The 11,152-nt window shown below is 64.6% G+C and carries 7 protein-coding genes and 4 pseudogenes; 8 read left to right on the top strand and 3 right to left on the bottom strand.

The window, feature by feature from the left end:
- Window positions 1-807: 807 nt before the first annotated feature.
- Together ACLP4W_RS11310 and ACLP4W_RS11305 are read left to right on the top strand one after the other, a co-directional pair.
- A complete protein-coding gene (locus ACLP4W_RS11310) occupies window positions 808-1,269 on the top strand; it encodes a hypothetical protein (RefSeq protein ID WP_442386214.1) in 462 nt (153 codons plus the stop codon).
- A gap of 253 nt (window positions 1,270-1,522) precedes the next feature.
- A pseudogene (locus ACLP4W_RS11305) lies at window positions 1,523-1,921 on the top strand (SulP family inorganic anion transporter); the annotation flags it as partial.
- Window positions 1,922-1,981: 60 nt separating this feature from the next.
- Here the strand turns inward: ACLP4W_RS11305 and msrB are convergent.
- Complete coding sequence (gene msrB / locus ACLP4W_RS11300; protein WP_442386217.1) at window positions 1,982-2,422, bottom strand: peptide-methionine (R)-S-oxide reductase MsrB; 441 nt, start codon at window positions 2,420-2,422, stop codon at window positions 1,982-1,984.
- A gap of 353 nt (window positions 2,423-2,775) precedes the next feature.
- Here msrB and ACLP4W_RS11295 point away from each other — a divergent pair, with 353 nt between their 5' ends.
- The 3 genes and pseudogenes from ACLP4W_RS11295 to ACLP4W_RS11285 all read left to right on the top strand — a co-directional run bounded on the left by ACLP4W_RS11295 (window position 2,776) and on the right by ACLP4W_RS11285 (window position 7,736).
- Window positions 2,776-3,111 carry a class II aldolase/adducin family protein gene (locus tag ACLP4W_RS11295; protein WP_442386216.1) on the top strand — a complete coding sequence of 112 codons (336 nt, stop codon included), beginning with the start codon at window positions 2,776-2,778 and terminating at the stop codon, window positions 3,109-3,111.
- Window positions 3,112-3,390: 279 nt separating this feature from the next.
- Window positions 3,391-5,076 (top strand): annotated as a pseudogene (locus tag ACLP4W_RS11290) (transposase).
- Window positions 5,077-5,897: 821 nt separating this feature from the next.
- The gene (locus ACLP4W_RS11285) at window positions 5,898-7,736 is read left to right on the top strand and encodes a fatty acyl-AMP ligase (RefSeq protein WP_442386215.1); all 1,839 of its coding nucleotides are present in this window, start codon (window positions 5,898-5,900) and stop codon (window positions 7,734-7,736) included.
- A 46-nt stretch (window positions 7,737-7,782) separates the two neighbouring features.
- Here the strand turns inward: ACLP4W_RS11285 and ACLP4W_RS11280 are convergent, their stop codons facing one another.
- Window positions 7,783-8,949 (bottom strand): pyridoxal phosphate-dependent aminotransferase, encoded by a 1,167-nt coding sequence (locus ACLP4W_RS11280; RefSeq protein ID WP_442386213.1) that lies wholly within the window; start codon window positions 8,947-8,949, stop codon window positions 7,783-7,785.
- Window positions 8,946-9,302: pseudogene (locus tag ACLP4W_RS11275) on the bottom strand (acyl-CoA dehydrogenase family protein); the annotation flags it as partial. The pseudogene ACLP4W_RS11275 and the gene ACLP4W_RS11280, both read right to left, overlap by 4 nt.
- A gap of 57 nt (window positions 9,303-9,359) precedes the next feature.
- On the opposite strand from ACLP4W_RS11275, the gene ACLP4W_RS11270 reads away from it, so the two are divergent.
- From ACLP4W_RS11270 to ACLP4W_RS11260, 3 genes and pseudogenes are all read left to right on the top strand, one after another.
- Window positions 9,360-9,509 (top strand): hypothetical protein, encoded by a 150-nt coding sequence (locus tag ACLP4W_RS11270; RefSeq protein ID WP_442386212.1) that lies wholly within the window; start codon window positions 9,360-9,362, stop codon window positions 9,507-9,509.
- Between the two features lie 23 nt (window positions 9,510-9,532).
- Window positions 9,533-10,069 carry a sigma-70 family RNA polymerase sigma factor gene (locus ACLP4W_RS11265; RefSeq protein ID WP_442386211.1) on the top strand — a complete coding sequence of 179 codons (537 nt, stop codon included), beginning with the start codon at window positions 9,533-9,535 and terminating at the stop codon, window positions 10,067-10,069.
- 76 nt (window positions 10,070-10,145) lie between these two features.
- Window positions 10,146-11,152, top strand: a pseudogene (locus ACLP4W_RS11260) (IS3 family transposase); the annotation flags it as partial.

Raw genomic sequence — 11,152 nt, 5'->3', positions numbered from 1 at the left:
CGAGTCTGCTCCCGGCAGATCGGTCCAGACGGGGACGGGCCGGCCGTAACCCAGGCAGCAGAAGATCCGCGCGAGTCGAGTTGGCGATCTTGCGTTGTACGTTGCGGAGCAGCGCTACGGCGGTGGTGTCGGGGATGCCGGTTAAAGGCAACCACGCGGTACCGGGTGCCCTAAGGGGGCATATTAGCGACTTGTCACCAACGCCGCGGTGCTGTGGACGGCGACCTACCTCGGCGATGCGCTCGGCGCGCCGCGGCGCACCTGACCCCGCGAGCACGACCAGATCAATTTCTACGGCACCAGCTCGTTCGACGTCGAAACCGAGCTTCGTCGCGAAGGACCCCGCCCGCTGCACCCACCAGCCGCCTCCACCTATTAGCCGCCGGTCGAAGGGACCAGATTCGCTCCGTTACTGAGGCGACCCCCATCCCGCCGGTGGCTGGCCGGGCTTTCGGGCTTCCGGTGAGGTGGCGCCGGCGCGCCCCGCGCGACCGGCGTATCGGCCACCTGGCGGTGACCAAATCCGTAGCCCCTCACCGCGTTTGCCGTCAGCAGGGGTCGCAGCCTAATCGGCCGGGGGCCCGACCGGTCAACCCACGCCCACGCCGGGCTGCGCAGGCCGAGTGACCTTTTCGGCCCAATGGAAGTCAATCCCCAAGGCGCTACGCGCCGGGGATTGACCCGGGCCGAAAACCCTGCTCCGCCCGGCGCGGACTCTTCGGGATTGACCGCCCACCCTCAGCCGATTGACCGCTCCCCCAGCGCTGACCGGCGCACCACTCACCGCACAGAACGGACAAATACATCATGGACCACGAATTCGAGCTCGCCTTCAACCTTCTCGACGAGGCCGCCGGGCGTATCCAAACCCAGCAGTACGGCATCACCCGGATCCTGTTCCACAACCACGGCGACATTCTGCTCACCACCGTGCACGACTACACCCGCGACACCGGACACCGCCTCGTCCTGCTCGCCGCCGACGACCACGGGCAAATGGTTGCCGTCGAAGCCACCGCACCCGACCTCGACACCGACCCAGCAACCCGAATCCTCAAAGTCCGGGCCGGCGACCTGACTTTCCACGCCGTGCCCGACAGCTGGTCATACCGAGCCACCAGCGATGGCCACACCTACACCCTCACCGCCGGAGTCGGTGACGAACCCATGTGGACGACCACCATCGACCAGGCCGCACCCGTCGCCTACGACGACCTCCACGACGCGATCAGGGCTCTGCTCGAGCACCACACAGCCTTCGCCGCCTAACCCCCCGCTAACCCGGCCGGGTCCGCACGATCCCGCGGGCCCGGCCATCCACCGCAACGAACGGAGAACCACGATGGACACATCGACCTTGCCGCGGTGCCCGACACGCATTAGGGCCAATTCCGAAACGGCTGGTACCAGCACCCCAGCGGCATCTACGTCAGCCCGCTAGCGATGCCCAAACACCGCATGTCCGGGAATCCGCCAGACCAATTCACCTACGAGTGGTGGCGTCACGGCGGCCGGTACGTGCGCAGTCAGCGTCGTCTTCCTCAATCTCCTGCACGGCGTGATGATCGGACTCGCCCTGGCCATCGCGTTGACCGGATGGCGGCTGATCCGGGCCAGGGTTGAGGCCAGGCCCTTAGGTGACGAATGGCGCGTCGCCGTCGTGGGAGCGGCGTGCACCTTCCTCGCCCTGCCCCGGCTGACCCGCGTGCTGGCGTCTATCCCTTCCGGCCGGAAGGTAACGGTCACCATTTCGGTCAACTACCTGGATCACGCCGCGCACCAAGCGATTACCGACTGGCAGCGACAGTATGAGGCCACGGGTGGCACGGTTCGGATCCAGGGTATGGTCGAGACGGGCCACTTCGCCCGGCGGGCCGCCCGCAAATTAATCGAAGCCGAAAGGCCCGACGCCGCTGCCTAGCTGGCGTCCAGCGAGTTTTTCAAAGCGGTACAAATCGCGATCGACTTGAAAACGTAGTTCCTAGGAAGATCGGAAGCGCAGCGCCACGCCGTTCATGCAGTAGCGCAGGCCGGTCGGTTCGGGGCCATCGTTGAATACGTGCCCGAGGTGCCCGCCGCAACGGCGGCAGAGCACCTCGGTGCGTGTCATGCCCAGGGTGTTGTCTTGCCGCTCGAGTACCGCGTTGTCCAGGGCTTTCCAGAAGCTCGGCCAGCCGGTGCCGCTGTCGAACTTGGTGGTTGACGAGAACAGGTCCAGTGCACAGCCCGCACATCCGAAGATGCCGGGCCGGTGCTCATCGTTGAGCGGGCTGCTGAAGGGCGTCTCGGTGGACGCCGTACGAAGCACGGCGTGCTGCTGTGGTGTCAGAAGTTGCCGCCATTCCGCGTCGGTGTGACTAACCTCGAATGTTTCGGTCGAAGTGCTCGGCGCACATACTGTTACAATTCTGGGTGCCTTAATGCTTTGCCGGAGTTGCACATCCGATGTATCCAGCGTCCTGGGCGTCGCTGTCCGATCCACGAAGACGTGAGAGTAATCCGCGAAAACATGAGAGTTGTCGGGGTTGGGCGCGTTTCCAGGACGAGTTGAGAGTAACGAGTGGTCGGCTCACACATGCTTTCCACGCAAAGTTGACACGGGCAGGCAGCGGTGTCCGATCGACGAACGGCGAGTCCAACGCGGGCGCGCTGGTGCCCCAGATCTGCCCTGCCCGGGCGGGTTTAACCCAGGTAAACTATCACCGTTGAAACGTCACCGTGACGAATCAGGGGTGCAATTCGCTTGCGGCACTGGCGGTTCAAACCGTTTGATGGATAACTTTCGGCCAGTCACTGGCCACCGCGCTGGGTGACGCGAATGCGATCCTGATGCCGAACCACTGGGCGGTGACCGTAGGAGCCGACGCCCCCACCGCGGTGATGTTCGCGGACCTCTTGGAACGCGCCTGTCGCTCGCTCGGTGCTTACCCCTACTGCCATCTTGCTGCCTGCGTGGCCCCTGCGGCTCCGGTCCCCTATCCTGTTCTCTACGATCAGTCTGACACAAGATTGTGTTGTCTCACAAGATATTTCGCGAAGATTCTCTGGCCACGCAGGTCAACCTGCAGACTGCAGCCTGATCTCACCCAAGGGCAACGCGATCTTGGCTAGCTCAGCGCTGCGCCGATCGCGTCCGCCGCAGCCTGCGCCAGCGACCGATCCAAATGGCCGTAGGTGTTGGACGGTCGTGGTGATCGACTCGTGGCCGAGGTGCTGCTGTATCACCGGGAGTGGTATACCGGCGCCGAGCCTTACCTTCCCGGCGCCGGTGGGGTGGTGAGAATCGCAGTTGGCCCAAACATATTGCGCCCCTGAGGCGCTGCTGATTTTGTGGCCCGGTTTCGGCGTGGCTGGCCCGGGTTGGGGAGGGTGTGCCTGGAGAATCGGTGTGTGGCGTTGGGATGTGAGGATCGGCAGGGCCGATTTGATGGCGTGATGCTGTTGGTGGGCGATCAACTGGTGGCGGGCAGCATTTATCGGCTGCTGGCCGATCACGGTGGTGCGCTGTTTGGTGATGAGTATTTCGCGGATTTGTTTAAGCGCTCGGCGTTGGGGCGCCCGACGGTGCCGGCCCGGGTGGTGGCCGCGGTGATGCTGTTGCAGGCCTATGAGGGGCTCTCGGATCGGGAGGCCTGTGACCGGTTGGCGTTTGACCTGCGCTGGAAGGCTGCCGCCGGGTTGACGGTGGGCGCGGGGGCCTTTCACTCGACGGTGCTGGTTGGGATGCGCAACCGGCTGCGAAAGTCTGATCGGCCGCGGCGGTTGTTTGATGATGTCAACACCGCCGCGGCCGCGGCGGGGTTGTTGCGGGGACGCCGCCGCGTGGTTGATTCCACCCCGCTGTTTGATGCGGTGGCCACCCAGGACACGGTGATTCAGCTGCGGGCAGCGATCCGGCGAGTGCTTTGGGCCGCTGATCGGGCCGACCCGGCGTTGGCGGGCGCGGTGCGGGCGGTGCTGGTCCGCGATGATGACTACGCCACGCTGGGTAAACCGCCGTGTGATTGGGACGACCCGAAAGCGCGGGAGGCGCTGGTGGACGCGCTGGTGCGCGACGCCCAGGCCGCGCTGACGGTGTTGGACGGCCACAAGCTGGACGGGCCACTGGCCGAAACGGCTGATCTGTTGGCGCTGGTGGCCGGCCAAGACGTCGAGCAAGGCGACGATGGGGTGTTTCGCATCGCGCGCACGGTGGCCCGCGATCGGCTGATCTCGACGGTAGATGTCGAGGCCCGCCACGGGCACAAGTCGCGGGCACGGACCTTCGATGGATACAAGTCCCATTTCGGGGTCGATCCCGACGACGAGCTGATCACCAACGTGGCGGTGACCGCGGCCAACACCGCCGACCGCGAAGTGATCGATGAGCTGCTGAGCGGACCCGGCGCCGGCACCGCTACTGGTGAGCCTGCCGCTGGCACTGGTGGCCACGGCGACATCGACACGGCTAGCGCTGGCAGCGACACCGACGAAACCGCCGCTGATGCCGGCGACCACTCAAAGGGCGACTCGCAGTCCAAAGGACTTGAGGTGTAAGGGGATTCGGCTTACGCCGACGGGGCCACCCTGGATGAGCAGACAGCACGGGGCCACGACATGCGCGCAAAAGTGCCCCCAGTGCGCAACGCCAACGGCTTCTCCAAAGACCAGTTCACGATTGACCTGGCCGCCGCTACGGTCACCTGCCCGGCCCGCCACACCGTGACCATCAGCTCGGGCCGCCGCCACCGTTCGGCCCGCTTCGGTGCGCTGTGTGCTTCCTGCCCACTACAAGCGCAGTGCACCAAAGCCCGCCGGGGACGGGTGATCAGCATCCACCCCCATGAAGCCGCCCGCCAACAGGCCAAAGCCCGCCAACAGGATCCGGCCTGGCAGCAGGCCTACCGGACCTATCGCCCCGTGGTGGAACGCAAGATCAGCCACTTCACCCGCCGCCCGTGGGGCGGCCGCAACGCCCGCTGCCGCGGCCAAAAACGCATCCTGACCGAAATCCTGACCCGAGCCAGCGCCATCAACCTCGCCCGCCTAGCCACCCTGGGCCTACACCACAGCACCAACGGCTGGGCCATCGCCTGAACCCAGCCCCCAGACCACCAACACCACCCACACCGGGCCCCCGCCTTCCAGCGTGACACCACTTCAGGCTCAACACCACACCACAACCCGCCCCGCAAGGGGCATTACATCAGCGGCGTCCTAGGCACACCCGAGTTGGCTTAAGCCTCCGCATATCCGTTGGTTATTGCGGTGCAAAAACGCGCCTACGGCCGGGTAAGGTCGTTGGAGAGTATTGTAAAGCAGCTTATTTCAATCATCTGAAGCCCAGGGTGCAGCGGTCGCGTGACGGGCGACCCTCAATGCGGCGATCCCCGATCCGCTCTCGGCGCTAGGAGCGGTGCTGATTTCCCGCGACTTGTCAACGACTTGAAGCGCCCTGCGCCCAAATGGTCATTTGGTAAAGGGATTTGGGGATGACGACACATAGCTGCCTGATCGGTGATCTGACCCCTTGTCACCGGGAGGGACCTTCACACTAGATGAGCGGATCCGAACGGCTCGGGTGGCCGAACGACGCGACGACATATCAGGTTCGTCGCGAACGACGAGCCGTCACTGGCCGTTGGTTTGCCATAACTTGATCCGGGTTGACGCGTGGTGCAGCAGTGGATTCTCACCCGGCGTGGCGCGCTCTCTCACAAAACCATCACAGTCTGGGATGCCTCGTTGATCCGCAATCCGGTCCGTGCCCGACCCTGCGGCGCCTCCAGGAATCAATTGATGCCAAATGTCTCGATATTCGGCTCGATAGTGATGACCGCCATACCGGAACAAAGGGTCAAATAGTAAACACGGCTATAGTCTGTCCTGTGGTGAGTCGGGATCACTGTTTGAACAGTATTGTTGCGCCCGCGTCGGGCAATTTAGACCCTTCCGCTTTCCATGGCCGCAGGATCGTGGTGCCCGAGGGTGTGACGTTGATGTCGTATTTCGATCGCAACCGAGCTGAGCTTGGTGACTCTCCGTCGTACCGCTTCATCGACTACTCGCAGGATCAGGATGGACGGGTCGTCGAGCTCACCTGGAACGACCTGTGGTCGCGGGTCTGCGCGATCGGCGCCCGCCTGCAGCAGGTCACCGTGCCCGGGGATCGGGTAGCTATCCTGGCGCCACAGGGCCTCGACTATGTGGCGGCTTTCTTCGGTGGCGTCCACGCGGGCAATGTCCCGGTCCCCCTCTTTGCGCCGACTTTGTCAGGGCACGCCGAGCGATTGGCGGCGGTGCTGGCCGATGCCCGGCCTGCCGTGGTACTGACCACGACCGCAGCGGCCGAGTCCGTTCGAACATTTATTCGGACGCTGGTGCCGAACGAGCGGCCGCGGTTGATCGCGGTGGACGCGCTACCCGCAACACTCGGCTCGATGTTTACCGGCGCGGCGCTCGGCACCGACGATGTCGCCTATTTGCAGTACACCTCGGGCTCAACGCGCACGCCGGCCGGGGTGGAGATCACCCATCGCGCCGTTTACACGAACGCGATGCAGATGATCCTGGCTGGCGGGCTGGATATGGATGTCCGCACTGTGAGCTGGCTGCCGCTGTATCACGATATGGGATTGATGATGATCATGTTCCCGGCGCTGTGTGGGGCACACATCACGTTAATGGATCCCATGGCGTTCCTTCGTCGGCCCTACCGATGGATCAAACAATTAGGTGTTGAGGCGACCAGCGGCCGGACCTTTGCGGCCGCGCCGAACTTTGCCTTTGAATTGACGGCCGACCGGGGATTGCCTCCGGAGGGCCCGGAAGCTGAGGCCCTCGACCTCAGCAACGTTGTCTGCCTGCTCAACGGGTCCGAGCCCGTGACCATGTCGGCTGTCGAGAAATTCACAACAGCATTCGCTCCGTATGGTCTGCCCGCGACGGCGGTCAAGCCGTCCTATGGGATGGCGGAAGCGACGTTGTCGGTCGCCAGCATCGCCCAGGACGCCGCGGCCAGCGCCATCTTCCTCGACCGCGAGCAGCTCGGCGCGGGCCGCGCAGTGACCGTCGCGCCCGCGGCACCGGGCGCGGTAGCCCATGTATCGTGCGGCCAGCCGATCCCTGATCAGTGGGCGGTGATCGCCAACCCAGATGGCGCCGAGGTGCCTGACGGTACCGTGGGGGAAATCTGGTTGTACGGCAACAACATCGCCCGCGGATACTTCGGCCGCGAGGACGAAACACGACGGGTTTTCGGCAACAAACTGCAGTCTCGGCTCGACCACGGCAGCCACGCCGACGGCGCTCCGGACAACGGCTGCTGGCTGGCTACCGGTGATCTCGGCGTCTACATCGGCGGTGAGCTCTACCTGACAGGGCGCATCAAAGACCTCATCATTCTCGATGGTCGCAACCACTACCCGCACGACATCGAAACCACGGTCAGCGAAGCTTCGACCGCCATCCGCACCGGCTATGTCGCCGCGTTTTCCGTTCCTGCCGGTGTGTTCGACTCACCGAGCAGTCACACCGGCGAGCAGGTGGTCGTCGTCGCCGAGCGCGCCGCAGGCGCGGGCCCTGCCGAGCCGGGGCAGATCGCTGAGACCGTGCGGGCAGCGGTCTCGCGCCAACACCACATTCGGATCGCCGACCTGCGGCTCGTGGCCGCCGGCACTATCCCCCGCACGACGAGCGGCAAACTTTCCCGCAGAGCCTGCCGGGCCGATTATATCGCGGGGCGGTTCAACCGATGACCGACGGTCGTACGGGGGTTGGCCAACGCCCGCGCGACCCGGCGGCCTATTGACCCACCAGCCAGGGCCCGATCCGCCGCAAGGCCTCTTCGATGTCGCTCGTCGGCCCGGCGAACGACAGCCGGACGAACGAGTTGCCGCGCGCGGTTTCGAAGTCGATGCCTGGCGCAATGGCAACGCCGGTGTCGTTCAGCAACTTTGAGCAGAACGCCAGCGAGTCGGTGGTGAAGTCCGAGACGTCGGCGTACACGTAGAACGCACCGTCGGTGGGTGCCAGCCGGTCGATGCCGATCCGGCGCAGCCCGTCCAGCAGCAGCGAGCGGTTGACCGTGTAGTGATGCAGATTGCCGTCGGCTCCGGCGGTCGCCTCTGGAGTGAACGCCGCCACCGCGGCGATCTGTGACAGCACCGGCGGGCAGATGGTGAAGTTGCCGGTCAGGCAATCCACGGCACGGCGCAGCTCGGGCGGTACCAGCAGCCATCCAAGCCGCCAGCCCGTCATTGCGTAATACTTCAAAAAGCTGTTGACCACCACCGCGTTTCGTGAGGTCTGCCAAGCGCAGCTGGTCTGCGGCGCGCCCTCGTAGACCAGGCCGTGGTACACCTCATCGCTGATCAGCCTGACCCCGGAGGCATCGCACCAGGACGCGATCGCTGCCAGCTCCGCGGGCGGAATGACCGTTCCGGGGGGATTGGCCGGGCTGGCGACGATCACGCCCTGCACCGGCGGGTCGAGTTCGGCGAGCATCTGCGCGGTGGGCTGGAACCGAGTCTCCGGTCCGCACTGGATCTCCACCACCTCACATCCCAGCGCTGACAAGATGTTCCGATAGCACGGGTAGCCGGGACTGGCCAGCGCCACCCGGTCACGGACGTCGAAGCACGCCAGAAAGGCGAGTAAAAAGCCACCGGAAGAACCGGTGGTGACCACTACCGCATCGGACTCGACGGTGATTCCGTGCTGGCGCTGGTAATCCGCCGCGATCGCCGCGCGCAGCTCTGGAATGCCCAGCGCCACGGTGTAACCCAGCTGGTTGAGATGCAGGGCGGCGGCCGCGGCTGCGCGCACCGGCTCGGGAGCGCCCGCGCTGGGCTGGCCCGCCGACAGGTTCACCAGGTCGCCATGGGTGCGCTGGCGCTGCGCGGCCGCCAGCCAAACATCCATCACATAGAACGGCGGGATGCCGGCGCGCAGTGCGACATGATCGTTCACGGCTGTGGGAGCACCTCGGATTCCAGTCGGCGCAGCTGCTCTTGCGGCGAGCCGAGCAGTTGTGCACTGCCATGTGCGCGCTTGAAATACAAGTGCATGTCGTGTTCCCAGGTGATGGCGATGCCGCCGTGCAGCTGGATGCCCTCGGCCGCCACGGTGGTTAGCGCCTCGCTGGCGGCGAGGCGCGCAGTGGCCGCATTGGTGGGTGTGGGTTCGTTGCACGCGTCGGCGACGACGGCCCGGGCCGCGGCGATCGCGACATACAGATCGGCCATTCGATGCTTGAGTGCCTGAAAGCTGCCAATCGGACGGCCGAACTGAACTCGGCTCTTGGCATACTCGACGGTCAGCTCCCATCAACGCCAACCTGAGTGACACAACTACTCCGGTGGTCAAAGAGAGGCCAGCAGATGAGTTACGTCAATGCCCACAACGACCTGCACGGTGAGTTCGGCGCATACCACTGTCAACGTCCACGGCGGTCCGCCGCCGATTGCCAGGTCCACGACATGGCGCGGGTGCAGCTTGCCTCCAAACCCGCTCAGGCGACGCCGGTGTAGTCGCACAGTTTGAACGCGACGTTGTGCCGCTGCGCGAGAATCTCTATCGCCGCGCGATGCATCTGAGCCACCATCACGCCGACGCCGAAGATCTGGTGCAAGAGACTCTGTTGCGGGCCTACGCGGGTTTTTCGTCTTTTGAACTGGGCACCAATGTGACCGCGTGGTTGTTCCGGATCTTGACCAATGCCTATATCGATGGTTACCGCAAGAAGCGGCGTTATCCGGTGCAGTACTCCACCGACCAGATCACCGATCTGCAGTTGGCGGCGGCCTACGCCCGTTCCACACCGAGGGGATCGCGGTCAGCCGAGGACATAGCATTGGATTCCTTGCCCGACGACGACACCACGGCGGCTATGCAAGCACTGCCGCGCCAATATCGTACGGTGGTCTATTACTCCGATGTGGAGGGGCTCAGTTACTCCGAGATCGCAGCGATCACCGACACTCCACACGGAACGGTGATGTCGCGGTTGCACCGCGGCCGACGGCAACTTCGTAGGCTGCTTTGCAACGGTGCCAATCATCCGGACAGCGCGGAAGCAATGCCCGGTTGAGGTGAGCCCGTCGTAGTGGTCCAGTCGTTGTGCGACTCTGTTGCCCGGTGTTCGGGCAGGAAGAATCAGCAACGACATGACATCGAACAAGCGCCGGCGGCATACGCCGGATCAGATCATCCGCAAGCTCGTCGAGGGCAACAAAATCCTCGCGTCCGGCCAGGAGCTTGACGAGGTGTGCCGGCACCTGGAGATCGCTGAGTCGACGTGGCATCGCTGGCTTGCACAGTACGGCGGCATGAAGGCCAACGACGCGAAACGGCTCAAAGAACTCGAGGCGGAAAACGCCCGGTTGAAGAAGCTTGTCGCCAACCAGGCTCTCGACATTGACATTCTCAGGGAGATCTCGGCGGGAAACTTCTGACCCCGAACCGCAAACGCTGCGCCGTCAAGGTGCTGCGCGAGCGGTTCGGGGTGTCCGAACGCCGAGCCTGCACGGTCGTGGACATCCATCGGTCCACGATGCGCCTGACGCCGCTACCGGTCACCGCTGAGGAAACCCAGTTGCGTGTCTGGCTGCGCCGGTTCTCCACCGACCGGCCTCGCTGGGGGTGGCGACGGGCAGCCAAAATGGCCCGCCGAGCCGGCTGGAAGGTCAACAACAAGCGCATCCGCCGTCCGTGGCGTAACCAGGGCCTGCAAGTGCCGCAGCGCCGCAAGAAGAAGCGTTTGACCGGCATCGGTGTCGCCGTTGGCGCGATGTCACCAATTCGTCCGAACGTGATCTGGGCGATGGACTTCCAGTTCGACACGACCGCCGATGGCCGCACCTTGAAGATGTTGAACGTGATCGACGAGTTCACCCGCGAAGCCCTCGCGATCAACGTTGATCGTTCCATCGACGCCGACGGCGTCGTCGGCGTCTTGGACCGCCTCGCCCTGCAGCGAGGCGCGCCGGCCTACCTGCGCTTCGACAACGGTCCCGAGTTCGTGGCGCAGGCCGTCAACGACTGGTGCCGGTTCAACGGCGCCGGTTCGCTATTCATCGATCCCGGCTCGCCGTGGCAAAACGCCTGGATCGAGTCGTTCAACGGCCGGCTACGCGACGAACTGCTCAACTCGTGGCAGTTCGACTCGCTGCTC

Origin of the sequence: Mycobacterium sp. (assembly GCF_052145595.1) — a bacterium.
Lineage (GTDB): Bacteria > Actinomycetota > Actinomycetes > Mycobacteriales > Mycobacteriaceae > Mycobacterium.
Note: the sequence above shows the minus strand (reverse complement) of the source record. Positions and strands in the feature narration are given on the sequence as shown.

Excerpts from the sequence above, each read along its gene's own strand:
- ACLP4W_RS11310 (WP_442386214.1), top strand. The coding sequence starts at position 808 with ATGGACCACGAATTCGAGCTCGCCTTCAACCTTCTCGACGAGGCCGCC.
- ACLP4W_RS11270 (WP_442386212.1), top strand. The coding sequence starts at position 9,360 with ATGAGTTACGTCAATGCCCACAACGACCTGCACGGTGAGTTCGGCGCA.